Source organism: Hyphobacterium sp. (assembly GCF_965217055.1).
Lineage (GTDB): Bacteria > Pseudomonadota > Alphaproteobacteria > Caulobacterales > Maricaulaceae > Hyphobacterium.
Map to the genome: position 1 here is coordinate 1942527 of NZ_OZ244227.1, position 16832 is coordinate 1959358.

Below are 16832 nucleotides of genomic sequence, written 5' to 3' on the forward strand. Positions count from 1 at the left end.
GATTTAGATGCATGAATTTGGCCGCGCTGTGACCAGCGCGGTCATTTTATTGTTGGGCCTGCTTCCGCCTCCTGACCGCCCCAGGCCTCCAGAAGCCGCCGGGCAATGGCGATTTTCGGCGGGACATCCACTTCGGGGTGCGTGCCGTCGAGCATGGCGCGTACCTCGTCCCTGGAGAACCAGCGCGCATCCTCTATTTCGTGCGGATCCACCGTGATGTCGACGGTGACCGCCTCGATGATGAGGCCAAGCATCAGCGAGGATGCGAACGGCCAGGGCTGATCAGCGATCATTTGCGCGGACGCCGGATCGGCCGTGATACCGGATTCCTCGTAGACTTCGCGGGCTGCCGCCTGGGCGATCGTCTCGCCCGGCTCCATGAAGCCGGCGAGCGCCGACCACATTCGCGGCGGCCATCCTTCCTGGCGGCCGAGCAGACACCAGTCATCCTTGACCACAAGCATGATCGCGACCGGATCAACGCGCGGGAAATGCTCGCTGCCGCAGCCCGAGCAGGCCCGCTTGCGGCCGGCCTCGATCTGCTGGGTCGGTGCACCGCAATTGGCACAGAATCGGTGTTTCCGCCGCCATTCGATCAAGGAACGCGCCTGCGCCAGGATCCCGGTATCGGACATCGGCAACTGCATCGCAGCCATGCGCGTATCGGTGAATTCCACATCCGCTGGCGGCGACATGGCGGGATCGAGATCGACGGCGTAAAGCGGCGCGCCGTCTTCCAAGCCGAGCAGAATCGGCGCGTCGGCCTGTGGAAGGGAAAGCGCTTTCGCCAGCGGCCAGCGCAAAAGACCGCTGTCTGCTGCTAGCGCCGGATTGCCTTTCATGAACAATATGGCTGCAGCAGCGTCCTGTTGCATGAGTGCCGCGAGGCCGGCCTTATCGCGACGAATATCCTCGGCGCGATCCAGCGGTGACAGGCAGAAGGCCAGCGGCGGCAAATGGTTCATGCGTTCCTCGTGGACTGGGCTTGGCTGGCAGGTATGAGACAGGCTTTCGGTCAGGTAAACCGTCCAATAAGGAGTGAGTGGCGTTGATGCGTAACAAACTACACCTCGCCTTCAATGCCGCATCCGGCGCCTTTGTGCGCGGTCTGACAATGGACGCCCTGCGAGCGTCGATTGAGACGGCCGGCTGGAGCCTTTCAGGCGAAACCGACGTCACGAGCGGCGCCATTGACCCGGCCCAGATGACTGCCACCGACGCGATCGCGATCGCCGGCGGCGATGGCACGGCCATGGAGGTACTCAATGCCTGTGCCGACACGGAAACGCCGCCAGTCCTGATTCTGCCTTGCGGGACGGCAAACCTGCTTGCGCGACATGTGCACGCGACGATCGATCTCGATGCCGTGCTAGAAAATGCCCGCACGGCCGTGACCAAGCCGCTGGAACTGGGGCGAGCGAATGGCAAAACGTTCGCGGTAGCTGCTGCGATCGGTGTTTCGCCATCCTTTGCCCGGCTGCGTGAGGACATGCGGAGCGATCGCGGCTGGCGCCGCATCCGCCGCATTCCGGCCTATCTGGCAGCCGGGTTTCGTTCCTTCTTCCGCGGCCAGTTCTACGCCAACCTGTACGATGACCAGGCGCCGAGACGAGCTACTGCCCTTTATGTCAGCTGTCCTGATTCCCTTGTGAAAGACGGATGTTTCACGGTTCGGGGCGGTCGCTTGCGGACTGTCGCCGACCTGGCCGGCAGCGTGGCGATGGCGACGGGATCATGGACGATCTCAATGCCGATGGTGTGCTCGACCGGCGCGATGCAGCCGCGCTCTACGATCTTGTCGATCGCCTGCTGCAGGACCCCGCTCACAGCCACCTGCATGGCGGGCTCGGGGAATACGGCGCGAATTCGGCGCACGGACCTTTCGTACATGTAGACGAGCGTGGCTGGAATGCCCGCTGGGGACGCAGCGCCGGCGCGCGCTAGACGATTGCGGCGGACCTGACAGGCGAATCCGTGCTAGACTCCTCGCGTCAGGGGAGGCCCAGAATGAAAGTCATTATCGGTGCGAGCGCGTGTTGTCTCGGGATAGCAGCAGTGGCCAGTGCGCAGACCAGCGTCACCCCCGTCGATCACGGTATCGACGCCTGTCCCGCCTTCGACATCATCCAGCAACGCATTCTTGAAGTGGTCCGCGGCGTGTCCTTCGAAGGCAGCGAAGATGTCGCGCCCGAAGGTGACGGCGGAATCGCTGTCCAGTTCATTCTCGATGCTTCGGGGTCGATGGGCGCCTCGGCCGGCAATGACACCAAGATGGAAGTGGCGCGCAGCGCTTTCATCAATGCGCTCGACGTGATCGAAGAGGCCGACATCACGGCCTCGCTCCGGGCTTACGGCTTTGATTCCAGCGTTGAGCACACGGCGGCAGCTTCCTGTCCGAATACCGTGCAGCTGACCGGGTTTGTCTCCGGCAATCTGACCGAATTGCGAACGGCGGCGAGCGGGCTGTCTCCCTATGGCTACACACCGATAGCGGCCAGCCTGGAAGCGGCTGCGGACGATCTGATGACAGAAGAGGCGCGCGAACGGCTGATCGTGCTCCTGTCCGACGGTGAAGAGACCTGTGACGGCGATCCTGTCGCCATGGCCGAAGCCATTCGCGGCCGCGACATCAATGTGTCGGCTTACGTTGTCGGCTTCGACCTCGATACCGAACAGGCCGCGCAATTGCGTGCCGTCGCGGAAGCGGCCGGTGGCCGCTACATCAATGCACCGGATGGCGAGGCGCTTGCCGAGGCGATGCGCGAAGTGTCAGGCATGACGGTGAGTCGGTCGGAACGCGAGTTGATCCGTTGCGAAAACCCTGTGCAGGGCGGGCTGACGCCAGAGACGGCGGTACCGCTCGAACCGGGCATTTACACGATCGGCGAATTGCTACCGCGCGGCGAATACCGGTTCTACCGGGTCGATACGCAGGAGGGCGAAATGGGCGTCGTCCGCGGTCTTCTGCAAAGCTATGCCTATGTCGGGGAGGATGACGAAGCGGTCGAATCCGCCGCCACTCTTGGCGCCATGACGATCCGTCTGCTCGATCCGCAGGGTGAGCGCGCGGGGTCCGGATTTCCGCGGGAACGCAGCCTCCCGGGCGAGAGCCTGACCGGTTATTATGTCGATACGACAGGGGACGGGTTCATCATCGGTGTTGGTGACAATTACGACCGGACCACGCCGCTTTCGCTTTTCGAGATCGCGATCGAGGACGCCGCCGACAATGGCGCCGGCGATGCGGATTCCGAGCGCGACGGGGACTATCCCGCGTTGGCGCCCGGCGAGACCGGCACGGGTCTCGTCGGCCATGACGATCTCAGTGATCTCTGGCGGGTCGAGACCGATGGGCCGGTCGATGTCGAAGTGTCGCTCGAAAACGCCGACATGCGCTTCGGGATCCGGGTGTTCGATGCCGAGACCGGCCGCCGCCTGCAGCGCGAACGCCCGGAGCCGGGTGGCCACAGTTTCGCGATCGAGACAGATGCGCCGGTTCTGATCGAAGTGTCGACGTCCGAACCACGGCTGGCCTCGCGTCACAGCCACTATTCGATCGCCATCAGCGAACGCTGACTCCGTGCCCTTGCGGAGCGCAGTCTAAAAGCCGATATTGGGGGTGGAAGATCGGCGCGGACGGACGCCTCGCCAACCCGGTCAGGTCCGGAAGGAAGCAGCCGTAACGAGTTTTGCTCCGGGTCGCTGTCCGGTCTTCCACCTAACTCCGGAATCAGCCCAGACAAGGTGTTATGGACGACACGCCCGAACAGATGACGGACACCGATCCGGGACCGTCTCTGGGGCTCGATCTTCCGGAGGATAACGCCGGCTACCAGGTGCTGGCGCGCAAATACCGTCCCACACGTTTCGAGGATCTGATCGGCCAGGAAGCCATGGTGAGAACGCTCACCAATGCCTTCAAAACTGGCCGCATCGCGCATGCCTACATGCTGACCGGTGTGCGCGGGGTCGGCAAGACCACGACAGCGCGGCTGATTGCCCGTGCGCTCAACTATCTCACCGACAAGGTCGACGAGCCGTCCATCAAGCTGGATCCGCCAGGCGCGCATTGCGAGGCGATCCAGAAGGGCAATCATGTCGACGTGATGGAAATGGACGCCGCCTCGCGCACCGGGGTTGGCGACATCCGCGAAATTCTCGAAGGCGTGCGCTATGCGCCGGTCTCGGCGCGCTACAAGGTCTACGTGATCGACGAAGTGCACATGCTGTCGAACTCGGCCTTCAACGCGCTTTTGAAAACGCTGGAAGAGCCGCCGCCGCATGTGAAATTCATCTTCGCGACGACCGAGATCCGCAAGGTTCCGGTGACAGTGCTGTCGCGTTGCCAGCGATTCGACCTCAAACGTGTCGATCGCGATGTGCTGACCGGCCATCTGGCGAATATCGCCAAGAAGGAAGGCGCCGATATCGAGACCGACGGGTTGGCGCTGATTGCCCGCGCTGCCGAGGGATCGGTGCGCGACGCGCTGTCCCTGCTCGACCAGGCCATCGTCCAGGGCGAAGCGGGACCTGTGAGCGCGCTACAGGTTCGCGACATGCTCGGCCTGGCGGACCGGGCACGCGTGCTCGACCTGCTGGAAGCGGCGTTGTCCGGCGACCACGCCAAGGCGCTGTCGGAGATCGCGTCGCTGTATGATTCCGGTGGTGAGCCCGCCATCATCACGCGCGATTGTCTCGACTATGTGCACGCGGTCACGCGGATAAAGGCGGCAGGACCGGAAACGGATCTGGCGGAAGCCAAGGAAACCGTGGCGCGGCTGGCGGCGCTGGCTGACAATCTGTCGATCGCGCAGCTGACGCGGCTCTGGAAGATCCTGCTGACAGGGCTCGAGGATGTGCGCCGGGCGCCGGATCCGTTGACGGCGGCCGAGATGACGCTGCTGCGCCTCGGCTCTGCCGTATCGCTGCCTTCGCCCGAAGATGCGGCGAAAATGTTGCGCGAGGGCGGGGAGGCCGCCCCTTCCGCCCCAAAGCCTGATCCGGCGCCGCAGCCGGAGCCCGCACCTGTCGCGCAAGCCGAGGCCGCGCCTGCGAAACCGGCACAGGTCGCGCGAGCCGAAACCTCGCCTGCCGAGCCATCCGCCCCGTTGGAAAATTCGCCGCAATCGCTCGACGATCTGTATGAGGCGATGGCGGAGCGCGCCGATGCGCATCTGCGCTCTGATCTGATGCGTTTCGTGCGGCCGATCTCGTTCAAGCCAGGCAAGATCGTGTTCGAGCCGGCTGAACATGCGCCGCCCGATTTGGCGCAGCGGCTGGCCAAGTGGCTGCAGGACCGCACGGGATCGACCTGGGCCGTGATGCCAACCCATGACTCGCGCGGCGGGGAGACGCTGCGCGAGCGCCAGAAGCGCGAAGAGCGTGAGCATCTCGAGCGCGTGGCGCGGGATCCGGCGGTGGCTAGGGCACTGCATTTATTCCCCGGGGCCGAGATTGTATCGGTGACGAAACCGACCAAGCCAGAGGCCGAGGACGAGACGCCGACGAGCGCGAAAGGCCAGACATGAAAGACCTGATGGGACTGATGAAGCAGGCGCAGGAACTGCAGAAGCGGATGCAGGAGGCGCAGGAACAGCTCGACCAGGAGGAGGCCATCGGGGAATCCGGTGCCGGTCTCGTGCGGGTGACGCTGTCTGCCAAGGGCGACATGAAATCGATCGAGCTCGATCCGAGCATTCTGGTAGCGAGCGAAAAGGAAGTCGTCGAAGACCTCATCAATGCGGCACATGCCGATGCCCGGCGCAAGGCGGAAGAGGTCCAGGCGCGCGTGATGAAAGACGCGGCCGGCGGCATGCCGATGCCGCCCGGCTTTTCCTTTCCGGGATAGTCTCGGTGTCGACGCACTCTGCCGGACCCGAAATCGAGCGCTTGATCCAGCTTTTGGCAAAATTGCCAGGGCTGGGGCCGCGTTCGGCGCGGCGTGTGGCGCTGCACCTGCTGAAAAAGCGGGAAGCCCTGATGGGTCCGCTGGCCGAGGCGTTGTCGAATGCGGCCGACAAGATTTCCGCCTGCTCGACCTGCGGCAATCTGGATGTGTCGGATCCGTGCGCGATCTGCGCCGCTCCGGGGCGAGACCCGTCGGTGATCTGTGTTGTCGAGACTGTGGGTGACATCTGGGCGCTCGAGCGGGCGGCGGCGTTCAAGGGGCGTTACCACGTGCTGGGCGGCGTGTTGTCGCCGCTCGACGGCGTGCGGCCCGACGACCTCAATATCGGCCGGCTACTCGACCGCGCCGCGGCGCCCGAGATCAAGGAGGTGGTGCTGGCGCTCAATGCGACTGTCGACGGTCAGACGACGGCGCATTACCTGTCCGATCGGCTCGAACCGCTGGAGGTGTCGATCACCAGCCTGGCGCGGGGTGTGCCGGTTGGCGGCGAACTCGACTATCTTGATGACGGCACGCTGGCAGCAGCGTTCAAGTCGCGGCGGCCGACCTAGCGGGTTATCGCCGGATCAGGCAGCACCGGGCAGGTTCACGAAACCCTTGGCGAAAGTCGCGAGCCGCGGCCCGATCTGCGGTTCGAAGGCGCTCACCTGTGACCAGCGGCGGCGCGCGCGGGCGGGCAGTTCTCCGATTTTGCCGGGAAGGTAGCCGGCGGCCGCTTCAACCAGATCCCAGCTGCGCAGGCCGACACCGGCCAGGCCCGGTGCGATGAAGCGGCCGCAATCGAGCGGCACTTCATAGGAGGCGTAATACGTCTTGTAATGCGCGCCACCGCGACCGAGATCGACCCGCGTCAGGCCGTTCTGCGGCGCGGCGTTGAAAATCTCGTGCAGCAGGAGGAGGCCGGGCGACACTTTTGCAAAGCGCACGTCATAAGCCGGGAACCATGAGTGATAGACGTCACCGGCGCGCAAACCGAATTCTATCGCGGCCAGCTCGTCGCCGAACCAGAGCGCATAAATCTCGCCGCGAAACGCCGGATCGTCGAGCCCGTTGAGATGCTCCAGCAATTGCCGCGCCCAGCCAACAGCGAACACGTCGAGCTTGCCGGTTTCGGCGTACTGCCTGGATTTCCAGTCGGCGAGTATGCTGAACAGCGAGCCGTCCGGATCACCCGCTTGCAGACGGACCGGGCCGAAATCGCGCTCGGCGTTGCGGCGACGGCGGTCCATCTTCTTGAACTGGGATTTATGTGCGGCCCTGCGGCCCGCGAAATAAACCTCGGGACCGTTTGTGAGATCGACGACCGCTGAACCGTCGCGCTCGCGCTTGTGCGGTGCCGGGCAGGCCGAGCCGCTCCACCAGTTCTCGAACGGCAGACTGCTGGCGCCCAGCGCGGAAAGGAACGCCCGCTGGCAGATTCGGGTGCCGGGGCGTGCGATGACGCCCTGATAGTCCGACATGGGCGCAGCGGCGGGCCTGATACCATTGCCGCCGGCGTGATAGGCGAAGAACCCGGTTGTCTCGTCTTGCTCGAAAATCACGGCAATGCGGAGATCGTCGCGGACCCGGTTCACGATGTCCGCGAATTCGGGCAGCAGGTAGGGGCTGACGGGTTGGCCGTCCCGGCACGCCCATCGGCGCCACTGGTCTCGCTGACCGTCGGTCAGGTCCCGTATCGACACGCTCTCCACGTGCATATGGTCACTCCCGTTTCGCCTCTGGCGAGAATGCAAGAACAGGGCCGGTTTGGCTTGCCTTTGAAGGGTTCTACACTGCCCGAAATTCGTAAATGGATGATTCGATGCCTGAGACCCTGACCCTTGAAACAGCGCTGATCGTTGGTTCGCCTATCGTGACGCTGGTCATTTTTCTTCTTTGGTTGTCGTCCGCGCGCGAGAAGCGGAAGCTGGAAAACAGTCTTACAAGCCTCCGGGACAAGGCTGCGATCGTAGACCGTCTCGAAATCGACCTGCGGGAGGCCGAAACGGAACGCGAGGAAGCTGCCAAGGCGCGTTCCGCCGCCGAAGCCAAACAGGCCGCGTTGGAAAGCGAACTGAAGTCTGCCGAAAAACACCATGCCGAGCGCATCAAGGAATTGCAGGCCGCTCGCGAGCAGTTGACGGAGACCTTCAAGGCCACGGCGAGCGAAATTCTGAAATCCAGCGGTGAGGAGTTGAGCAAGAGCAGCAAGGAATCGCTGGACCTGATGCTGAACCCGCTTCGCGAGCAATTGAAGGATTTCAAGAAAAAGGTCGAGGACGATTCAGAAAAGAGGGTGGAGCAAACCTCTTCGCTCGATCGCATGGTGCAGATCCTTCACAAGGATGCGCGACAAATGTCGGAAGACGCTACCAATCTGGCGAACGCCCTTCGTTCGTCGTCCAAAATGCAGGGCGATTGGGGCGAGTTAATCCTGACCAGCATTCTGGAGAAGGCCGGCCTCCGCGAGGGACAGGAATTCCATACCCAACAAAGCGAAACCGATTCCGAAGGAGCGCGGCTTCGTCCCGATGTAGTCGTCGACATGCCGGGCAATCAGCGATTGGTCATCGATTCCAAAGTCAGCCTGAAAGCTTTCGAAAACTGCGTAAACGCAGAAGCCGAAGACGACCGCGATGCTGCTCTGAAGCAGCACCTTGCATCCATTCGTGCCCACATAAAAAGCTTGCATGAGAAAGACTATCCCAAGCTCTATGAGGGCGTCAGTTTCACTTTGATGTTCATTCCGCTGGAAGGTGCAGCCAGCCTGGCATTCCAGAGCGATCCGGATCTGGCCGGATTTGCTTGGGAACGCGACATCATGATTGCCACACCGACCAATCTGATGATGGCGATGCGAACGGTTCAGAATCTGTGGACCATCGACCGCCAGAACCAGAATGCTCGTGAGATCGCTGACAGGGCGGGGCAGCTCTATGACAAGCTGGTAGGCTTCGTCGAGGAACTTGATGGCGTCGGTAAACGACTGGACCAAGCGCAGGATGCCTGGGCTACGGCCAAGGGGCGTCTTTCATCGGGCCGGGGAAATGTCATTCGGCAAACGGAAATGCTCAAGGCACTCGGTGCCCAGACCAAGAAGTCGCTGCCGGCCGATCTGCTGGATGCCGCCGATGACGGTGACGAACGGGCCGCCATTGACGGTCCGGACAACGACAAGTCTTGAACCGCGCGCTCGGCTCGCATACCTATGCCATATGGCTGTTCGCGAGATACTCACCGTTCCTGATCCGATCCTTAAAAAGGTCTCGGAGCCCGTCGCCAGTGTCGACGAGGACCTCCGCAACCTGATGGATGACATGCTGGATTCCATGTATGCGGCCGACGGGATCGGCCTCGCGGCGATCCAGGTCGGCGTGCCGAAACGCGTCATCGTCATGGACCTCGACTGGGGCAAGGGCGAACGTAATCCGCGCTATTTCGTCAATCCGGTGCTGTCGAAACCGTCCGACAATTTGCTGCCCTACGAGGAAGGCTGCCTGTCGGTTCCAACCTATTTCGACGAGGTCGAACGGCCGGACCGGATCCAGGTCGACTATCTCGATTATGACGGCAAACCGCAGACAGAGATTGCCGAAGGCATGTTCGCCGTGTGTATCCAGCACGAGATGGACCATCTCGAAGGCGTCCTGTTCATCGATCATCTCTCGCGCCTGAAGCGTCAGCGCGCGGTGCAGAAGGTCAAAAAGCTGGTCAAACAGCGCGATCAGGACGCGGCATGATCCTCCGCCGTGCGCGGGCGGATGATGTCGCCACGCTCGCGGCCTGGGATGAGAAACCCCATGTGAAATGGTGTACCGGTCATGATCCGGACACGCCTTTGCCGGCAGAGGCGCGCGAGGACTGGCCGGCCGAGATCGCACGGCTGGATGACTGGCAGGAAATCTGGATCGGCGAGGCAAGCGGTCGGCGGATCGGCGTCGTGCAGATCATCGATCCGCACCGGGAGGCAAGTCATTACTGGGGCAAGTGCGCGCCCAACCAGCGGGCGATCGACATCTGGATCGGTGAGGAGACGGATCTTGGGCGCGGCTATGGCACGGTCATGATGCGGGAAGCGATCGAGCGGTGCTTCTCCGATCCGACGATCACGAACATCCTGATCGATCCGTTGGTGATCAACGAAAAGGCGATCCGCTTTTACCGCCGGCTCGGCTTTGTCGATGTCGGCGAGCGCTGGTTCGATGACGATCACTGCCTGGTGATGGAATTGCGGCGCGACGCCTGGGCAGCGGGTCAGGCGAATTGACGGCCAGCTGTAACGTGCTCACAGTTTCTACAACGCCGACCCATGACGGCGCCGTGAGGGCACACTTCAGGACTGTTTCACAGGGATTATACGAAGGGGCGATGATGACCGGACGATCCAGAATGATTTGGCGGGCAGGGATTTCCGCATCACTCCTTGTTGCCGGGATGGCAGGGTGCTCGGCCAGGGATCAGCGTGCGGAGCCCGCCACCCTGTTCGACACGCTGCAGACCTATTGCGGCCAGGCTTTCGAGGGCCGCGTGACGAGCGACGATCCACGCGATGCCGATTGGGCGTCGCAGACGCTGGTCATGCATGTGCGCGAATGCTCGGCGGATGAAATCCGTATTCCGCTTCACGTCGGCGAAGATCGCTCGCGCACCTGGGTCGTGACCCGGACCGATGACGGCTTCCGGCTGAAACACGATCACCGACACGAAGACGGAAGCGAGGACGTTCTCACGCAATATGGCGGTGACAGTTCCACGGTAACCGCGACCCGCATCGAATTCCCGGCTGACGCATTCAGCCGCGACCTGTTCGTGCGCGAGGGCATCGAAGCCTCGGCGCAGAATGTCTGGCTGATGGAAATCGACAGCGAGTCCTTCACCTACGGGCTCGATCGGCCGGACCGGACTTTCCGCGCCGCGTTTGACCTGTCGGAACCGGTCAGCGCGCCGCCTCCGCCGTGGGGGTTCGAGGACTGACCGCCGCCGAGGCTTGATCTTTGCGGCGTGATCGGCAGAAACGCCGGCATGACCTTGCGCCTCGCCTTCATGGGCACACCCGACTTCGCTGCCGCGTCGCTCGCCGAGATCGCCGCGGCCGGCCATGACATCGTGCGCGTCTACACGCAGCCGCCGCGCCGTCGCGGCCGCGGCAAGGAAGAGCGCAAGACGCCGGTACATGAACTGGCGGAGACGCTGGGGCTTGGCGTTCATACACCCGAGAGCTTCCGGGATCCCGACGTTCTGGCAGATTTTGCGGCGCTTGAACTCGATCTCGCCGCCGTTGTCGCCTATGGCCAGATCCTGCCGCAGGCAGCGCTCGATGCGCCGCGCCTGGGTTGTCTCAACCTCCATGCCTCGCTGCTGCCCCGCTGGCGCGGTGCGGCACCCATCCAGCGCGCGATCATGGCCGGCGACGAAAAAACCGGCGTTCAGATCATGCAGATGGAGGCTAGGCTCGATACCGGGCCGATCCTGCTGTCGGAAACCGTCCGCATCTTCCCCTTCGATACGGCGGGCAGTCTGCATGACCGGCTGATGGCCACCGGCGCCCAGATGTGGCCGCGCGCCCTCGCGGCCCTCGAGCGCGGCTCACTCGAAGCCGTGCCGCAGGAGGCAGACGGTGCGACCTACGCCCGGAAGATATCCAATGACGAGGTCCGGATCGACTGGTCGCAATCGGCCGATGCCGTGGCCAACCAGATCCGTGGCCTGTCGCCATTTCCCGGCGCGTGGTTCGAGCTCCCCCACAGCAAGGGGAAGGTGCGCGTGAAAGTCCATCTCGCCAAGGCCGATGAAGGAGAGGGAAAGCCGGGAACCGCGCTTGACGACGCGCTGCTGATCGCGTGCGGCGAGAGGGCGGTCCGACTGACGCGGCTGCAGCGTGAAGGCCGGGCGGCCATGGACGCGGAAACCTTTCTTCGCGGCAACAAGCTGCCGTCCGGCACGGTGCTGGACTGATGCCGCGCTACAAACTGACGCTGGAATATGACGGCTCGGCCTTCATGGGCTGGCAGTGGCAGGACCACGGTCCCAGCATACAGGGCAGCCTGGAACGCGCGGCAGGCAAGCTGAACGGTGCGCCAGTCGAGGTGATCGGTGCCGGCCGGACCGACAGCGGCGTGCATGCGCTTGGCCAGGTCGCCCATGTCGATCTCGAAAAGGATTTGCGAACCGACACGGTACGCGATGCGATCAATCAGCACCTGAAACCGGACCTCATTGCAGTGCTCGCCGCCAAGCGCGTGAGCGAGGATTTCCACGCCCGGTTTTCGGCGACGAAGCGGCATTACATCTACCGCATCATAGACCGGCGGCCGCCGCTGACGCTGGACAAGGGAAAGGTCTGGCGGGTGCCGGTGAAGCTGGATGTCGATGCCATGCACGTGGCGGCGCAACGCCTCGTAGGAACGCATGATTTCTCGACCTTCCGGGATGCGCAGTGCCAGGCGGATTCACCGGTGAAGACCCTGGATGCGATTGCCGTCCGCCGGGTTGCCGACGAGGTCGAGATCACCTGTTCGGCCCTGTCCTTCCTGCACCGCCAGGTACGGTCGATCACCGGCTCACTGGTCGAGATCGGTCGTGGAAAGTGGACCGAGACGGATCTGGTGCAGGCGCTGAAGGCGCGCGACCGATCGCGATGCGGGCCGGTTGCGCCCGCCGGCGGGCTCTATCTCGAACGCGTCGATTATCCCGGCTAGCGGAGCAGCTGGATCAGCATGAAATCGGCAAAGACCGGGATCAGGCCGAGCGCGATGCCGCGACCGGCCGGCAGGTCGAGGGCAACCATTGCGATCCGCGCATGCAGGAAAAAACGGAAAAACAGATAGGCAAACGTGTAGATGAAGGCCGTCGTCTCGGCGTTCGCCAGCCCGGCGAGGAAAAGCACAAAGATCAGGCCCTGGAAGGCAAACAGGAAGAGCACCGCCCAATTGTGCAGGACCAGCCAATGCACATAGCGATGCTTGACGCCGGCGAGCCGGACGAGGAGCGCTGCAATCAACGGAAAGGCCAGCCAGATGCGGCCCATGTCAGCGAGGAAATCTCCCGCATCATAAGTAATGCTTGCATCCGGGGCGAGATCGGCCGACAGGCGCATCGCGCCCTGCAGGGTGAACCAGAAGATTGGCAGGGTGAACAGGGCAGCGGAAAAGCTGCGGATGAGTCCGGCTGCGGAAAGATTAAGCGGCGCTTGCCAATCATCGCGAAAGGCGATGGCGCGCGTGACGGCGATCAGCCCGCCCCAGGCCTCTGCAACCAGCCGGATCATTCGGCCAGTCCGAAATAGGATCGGATCAGCCGCGCATATATCCGCGTCAGGGTCTCGATATCAGCTGTGTCCACCCGCTCGTCGACTTGGTGCATGGTCGCGCCAACGAGCCCGAACTCGGCGACCTGGGCATAATCCTTGATGAAGCGCGCATCCGATGTACCGCCGCCCGTATTGAGCGCTGGGGTCATGCCGGTCTCCGCAGCGACGGCAGATTTAAGCGCCTCGGTGAAATGGTCCGGCGTCGACAGGAAGGCTTCTCCCGTCACTGTCAGATCGAGTTCGATGCGACCGTGGAAGCCGACGCTGAGCGCCTTGGCCTCGTCTTCGATCCAGCGCTTCAACTCGTCACCCTTGTGCGATGTATTGAAGCGAATGTTGAACTGCGCCCGGGCTTCGGCCGGGATTACATTGTGCGGCCTGTTGCCGACATCAACGGACGTGACTTCCAGATTGCTGGGCTGGAAATGCGGCGCGCCGTCGTCCAGCCTGCGTTCAAGCAGTTCAGCCAGCAATTCCATCAGCTTGGGAATCGGATTCTCGGCGCGTTCGGGATAGGCGACATGGCCCTGGCGGCCGATCACGCGGATCACGCCATTGAGGCTGCCCCGCCTGCCTACCTTGATGGTTTCGCCGATACGATGCGGATTGGTCGGTTCGCCGACGAGTACGTGGTCGAAACGCTCGCCTTCCGCGTGCAGGGCCTGCATCAGTCTTTTCGTCCCGTTGACGGCCGGGCCTTCCTCGTCGCCGGTGATCAGGAAGACGATGGAACCGGGAATCGTGTGCTCGGCCTGAACGCGCTCGACGGCGGCGACCATGGCGGCCAGCGCGCCTTTCATGTCCGCTGCGCCGCGTCCCCAGAGCACGCCGTCCTCGATGCGGGCATCAAACGGTCCCTTGGTCCAGGCCGCGTCGTCACCGGGCGGCACGACATCGACATGGCCGGCAAAGCCGAGCACCGGGCCTTCTGTGCCGCGGCGGGCGTAGAGATTGTCGACCTCGCCGAAGGGATAGCGGCGCGCGGTGAAGCCTATGCGTTCGAGCGCGTCCTGCAGCACATCCATGACGCCGGCGTCTTCCGGTGTCACCGAGGGCGCCCTGATCAGCGCCTGGGCAAGTGGGAGGGGATTGGCGTGGTTCATCAATCGCGAAGCAATTCGTTGATGCCTGTCTTGGCGCGGGTGCGCTCGTCGACCGTCTTGACGATGACGGCGCAAGCCAGCGACGGCCCGCCCTTGGGATCGGGGAGCGTGCCGGGCGCAACCACCGCATAGGGCGGCACTTCGCCATAGGTGATCTTGCCGGTGGCGCGGTCGACGATCTTGGTCGAGCCGGAAATAAACACGCCCATGGCGAGCACGGCACCTTCGCGGACGATCACGCCCTCGACGACTTCGGAGCGGGCGCCGATGAAAGCCCCATCCTCGATTATGGTCGGATTGGCCTGCAGGGGTTCGAGCACTCCCCCGATGCCGGCGCCGGCCGAGACATGGACATTTCTGCCGATCTGCGCGCAGGATCCGATGCTGGCCCAGGTATCGACCATTGCGCCTTCGCCGACATAGGCGCCGATATTGACATAGGACGGCATCAGCACCGCCCCCGGCGCGATGAAGGCTCCGCGGCGCACGGCGCAGGGCGGTACGGCACGGAAACCGGCGGCCCTGAATTCTTCCTCACCCCAGCCCTCGAACTTCGACGGCACCTTGTCCCACCATTTGGCGCCGCCAATGCCGCCGGCGATCGGCACCATGGGATTGAGGCGGAAGGACAGGAGGACGGCTTTCTTCAGCCATTGATTGACGATCCACTGATCACCTGACTTCTCGGCAACGCGCGCCTTGCCGCTGTCGAGCAGGGCGACGGCCTGCGCCACCGCATCGGCGATGTCGGCATTGAGAGCGTCGGAACTGTCGCGGCGATCCCAGGCAGTGTCGATGACGGTTTCGAGATGGGTGAGATCGGTCATGCGGCGGGGACTTTCGTCTGGGCGGTGGACAGGAAGGTCTTGAGGCAATCGGCTGCAAAATGAACGTGATCGGGATGCTCATCGGGACCGGCGCTTTCTTCGTCGCGTGGTCCGGGCCGGGCGCGAACCAGGATGGTCGTCCAGCCGAGATCATAGGCGGTCTTCAGATTGCGGATCGAATCCTCGAAAAAGGCGCTTTCCGGGGCTGTGATGGCGAAACGCTTCGAAAAACGGTCGAAGCCGGCCATGTGCGGCTTTGGCTGAAAGCCGGCAGCCTCGACATCGAACATGTCGTCGAAACAGTCGGCAATGCCGAGCCGGTTGCAGACATTCTCGGCATGTTTCAGCGAGCCGTTGGTATATACATAGCGGCGCCCTGGCAGGTCCTTGATGTGCTGCGCCAATGCCGGGTCCGGCGTCACCACGCTCAAATCGACATCGTGGACGAAGTCGAGAAAGGCACGACCGTCGGGTATCTGACGGTTGGCCATCAGGCCGTTCAGGGTTGTGCCGTATTCGCGCCAGTAATCCTTCTGCACCTTGCGCGCCTGTTCGCGATCGAGGCCGAGCAGGCGGGACACATAATCGGTCATCCTAGCGTCGACCTGCGACATGACGGCGGCATCCGACGGGTAAAGCGTGTTGTCGAGATCGAACACCCAGGTCGAGACATGTGAAAGGTCCGCGCTCAAGGCTCTGTCTCCTCGGGTGCTGTGTTTTCGATCTGCCGAAAATCGCCAATCGTCAACGCGACGCGGCTGGTGCCGTCGACCGGTTCTGGAATTTGCCGGAAACGCGCCGCTGCATAGCCGCGCCCTGCACAGTCGGCGCGGCCCTCCGCGACGAAGCGCGAGGGCGAATAACAGAAGCTTTCCGTACCGTTCTGCAGGCGGCCTTCGGTCTCGCCCGTTCGCTCGGCGTAGAACCAGGCGTCGGCCAGATGAAGATGTTCGGCAATGACGCGGGCGCACCCGCCGGCGTCCAGGCGCCACCAGCCGCGCGACTCCCAGACGTCGTTTCGCTCTCTTGCCAGCGCCACCGCGATACGGCCTTCGGTTTCATTGCAGACAACCAGGCCGGCTTCGGCATTGCGTCGGATCGCAGCGGCTTCCAGCGCGTCGATCAGCTCGGGGCGTGGCGGTGTGCGCGGCAATCCTTCCGCCTGCACAAAAGCCGAGATCGCACGGAATGTCCGGCGGCCTTCGACACCATCAATAAAGCGGATGTCATAACCGGCATCGCGCAACAGGCGCTGGATTCCCGCTTCCTGGGCATCGTCGCCAAAATCGAGCGGTTCGACGAGAACGGTCCTCAGGCGATGCTCGCCGCGCAGCACGTCAAAACCGCGCCGGCCGAGGCCCAGGGATTCACAATCGGTGACACCTTCCACTGCGAAGTCCGCAGCGCCGACGCAGAGGTCCAGCTGGCCGCCCCATTCGCGCACGCCGCCCAAATAGGCGGCTGTCGACCGGGCATAGAACAGCAGGGGCTGGTCGCTGTCGGGATCGATGGTCGGGCCGGCCTCGACACATTCGCCGGGGCGCACGCGTGTCCAGCCCTCGACCGCGATCTCCCGCCTTTCGGTGATCCAGCCGAGCGCTGATTCGATGATGAAGCTGGTCTCGTTGCAGATGTCGGCAGCGCGCGCGGGCGCCGCTGGCAGGATCAGGAGTGCAATCAGGAGAAGACGCGAGACCATGCCGGCA

The 16832-nt window shown here is 63.3% G+C and carries 18 protein-coding genes and 1 other RNA gene; 12 read left to right on the top strand and 7 right to left on the bottom strand.

Features of this window, described 5'->3' with window-relative positions; translation table 11 throughout:
* Positions 1 to 41: 41 nt before the first annotated feature.
* Complete coding sequence (gene nudC / locus ACOOFN_RS09715; RefSeq protein ID WP_420430952.1) at positions 42 to 965, bottom strand: NAD(+) diphosphatase; 924 nt, start codon at positions 963 to 965, stop codon at positions 42 to 44.
* Positions 966 to 1051: 86 nt separating this feature from the next.
* Here nudC and ACOOFN_RS09720 point away from each other — a divergent pair, with 86 nt between their 5' ends.
* From ACOOFN_RS09720 to recR, 6 genes are all read left to right on the top strand, one after another.
* The gene (locus ACOOFN_RS09720) at positions 1052 to 1894 is read left to right on the top strand and encodes a diacylglycerol/lipid kinase family protein (RefSeq protein ID WP_420430953.1); all 843 of its coding nucleotides are present in this window, start codon (positions 1052 to 1054) and stop codon (positions 1892 to 1894) included.
* 113 nt (positions 1895 to 2007) lie between these two features.
* Positions 2008 to 3576: a vWA domain-containing protein gene (locus ACOOFN_RS09725; protein ID WP_420430954.1), complete on the top strand. Its 1569-nt coding sequence runs from the start codon at positions 2008 to 2010 to the stop codon at positions 3574 to 3576.
* A 45-nt stretch (positions 3577 to 3621) separates the two neighbouring features.
* Positions 3622 to 3719: signal recognition particle sRNA small type (gene ffs / locus ACOOFN_RS09730), an RNA gene on the top strand.
* Positions 3720 to 3749: 30 nt separating this feature from the next.
* Positions 3750 to 5528, top strand: coding sequence for a DNA polymerase III subunit gamma/tau (locus ACOOFN_RS09735; RefSeq protein WP_420430955.1), 1779 nt, complete (start codon positions 3750 to 3752; stop codon positions 5526 to 5528).
* The gene (locus ACOOFN_RS09740; RefSeq protein ID WP_420430956.1) at positions 5525 to 5848 is read left to right on the top strand and encodes a YbaB/EbfC family nucleoid-associated protein; all 324 of its coding nucleotides are present in this window, start codon (positions 5525 to 5527) and stop codon (positions 5846 to 5848) included. The genes ACOOFN_RS09735 and ACOOFN_RS09740 overlap by 4 nt, the downstream gene beginning before the upstream one ends.
* Before the next feature lie 5 nt (positions 5849 to 5853).
* The gene (recR, locus tag ACOOFN_RS09745; protein WP_420430957.1) at positions 5854 to 6459 is read left to right on the top strand and encodes a recombination mediator RecR; all 606 of its coding nucleotides are present in this window, start codon (positions 5854 to 5856) and stop codon (positions 6457 to 6459) included.
* 15 nt (positions 6460 to 6474) lie between these two features.
* Here the strand turns inward: recR and ACOOFN_RS09750 are convergent, their stop codons facing one another.
* Positions 6475 to 7605: a GNAT family N-acetyltransferase gene (locus tag ACOOFN_RS09750; RefSeq protein WP_420430958.1), complete on the bottom strand. Its 1131-nt coding sequence runs from the start codon at positions 7603 to 7605 to the stop codon at positions 6475 to 6477.
* A gap of 104 nt (positions 7606 to 7709) precedes the next feature.
* On the opposite strand from ACOOFN_RS09750, the gene ACOOFN_RS09755 reads away from it, so the two are divergent.
* The 6 genes from ACOOFN_RS09755 (at position 7710) to truA (ending at position 12585) form a co-directional block, all read left to right on the top strand.
* The gene (locus tag ACOOFN_RS09755) at positions 7710 to 9071 is read left to right on the top strand and encodes a DNA recombination protein RmuC (protein ID WP_420430959.1); all 1362 of its coding nucleotides are present in this window, start codon (positions 7710 to 7712) and stop codon (positions 9069 to 9071) included.
* Between the two features lie 31 nt (positions 9072 to 9102).
* A complete protein-coding gene (gene def, locus ACOOFN_RS09760; RefSeq protein ID WP_420430960.1) occupies positions 9103 to 9627 on the top strand; it encodes a peptide deformylase in 525 nt (174 codons plus the stop codon).
* Positions 9624 to 10154, top strand: coding sequence for a GNAT family N-acetyltransferase (locus ACOOFN_RS09765; protein WP_420430961.1), 531 nt, complete (start codon positions 9624 to 9626; stop codon positions 10152 to 10154). The genes def and ACOOFN_RS09765 overlap by 4 nt, the downstream gene beginning before the upstream one ends.
* A gap of 122 nt (positions 10155 to 10276) precedes the next feature.
* Positions 10277 to 10861: a hypothetical protein gene (locus ACOOFN_RS09770; protein WP_420430962.1), complete on the top strand. Its 585-nt coding sequence runs from the start codon at positions 10277 to 10279 to the stop codon at positions 10859 to 10861.
* Between the two features lie 48 nt (positions 10862 to 10909).
* Positions 10910 to 11842 (top strand): methionyl-tRNA formyltransferase, encoded by a 933-nt coding sequence (gene fmt / locus ACOOFN_RS09775; protein WP_420430963.1) that lies wholly within the window; start codon positions 10910 to 10912, stop codon positions 11840 to 11842.
* Positions 11842 to 12585, top strand: coding sequence for a tRNA pseudouridine(38-40) synthase TruA (truA, locus tag ACOOFN_RS09780; protein WP_420430964.1), 744 nt, complete (start codon positions 11842 to 11844; stop codon positions 12583 to 12585). Before fmt ends, truA begins: the two co-directional genes overlap by 1 nt.
* On the opposite strand, the gene ACOOFN_RS09785 is transcribed toward truA, so the two are convergent.
* The 5 genes from ACOOFN_RS09785 to ACOOFN_RS09805 are packed head-to-tail and all read right to left on the bottom strand — an operon-like array spanning position 12582 to position 16825.
* Entirely contained in the window at positions 12582 to 13154 is a 573-nt protein-coding gene (locus ACOOFN_RS09785; protein WP_420430965.1) for a hypothetical protein, read from the bottom strand. The genes truA and ACOOFN_RS09785 overlap by 4 nt on opposite strands.
* The gene (dapE, locus tag ACOOFN_RS09790; RefSeq protein ID WP_420430966.1) at positions 13151 to 14299 is read right to left on the bottom strand and encodes a succinyl-diaminopimelate desuccinylase; all 1149 of its coding nucleotides are present in this window, start codon (positions 14297 to 14299) and stop codon (positions 13151 to 13153) included. Before dapE ends, ACOOFN_RS09785 begins: the two co-directional genes overlap by 4 nt.
* Positions 14299 to 15126: a 2,3,4,5-tetrahydropyridine-2,6-dicarboxylate N-succinyltransferase gene (gene dapD / locus ACOOFN_RS09795; protein ID WP_420430967.1), complete on the bottom strand. Its 828-nt coding sequence runs from the start codon at positions 15124 to 15126 to the stop codon at positions 14299 to 14301. Before dapD ends, dapE begins: the two co-directional genes overlap by 1 nt.
* The gene (locus ACOOFN_RS09800) at positions 15123 to 15818 is read right to left on the bottom strand and encodes a pyrimidine 5'-nucleotidase (RefSeq protein WP_420430968.1); all 696 of its coding nucleotides are present in this window, start codon (positions 15816 to 15818) and stop codon (positions 15123 to 15125) included. Before ACOOFN_RS09800 ends, dapD begins: the two co-directional genes overlap by 4 nt.
* Entirely contained in the window at positions 15815 to 16825 is a 1011-nt protein-coding gene (locus ACOOFN_RS09805) for a DUF1036 domain-containing protein (protein ID WP_420430969.1), read from the bottom strand. The genes ACOOFN_RS09800 and ACOOFN_RS09805 overlap by 4 nt, the downstream gene beginning before the upstream one ends.
* Between the last annotated feature and the right edge of the window lie 7 nt (positions 16826 to 16832).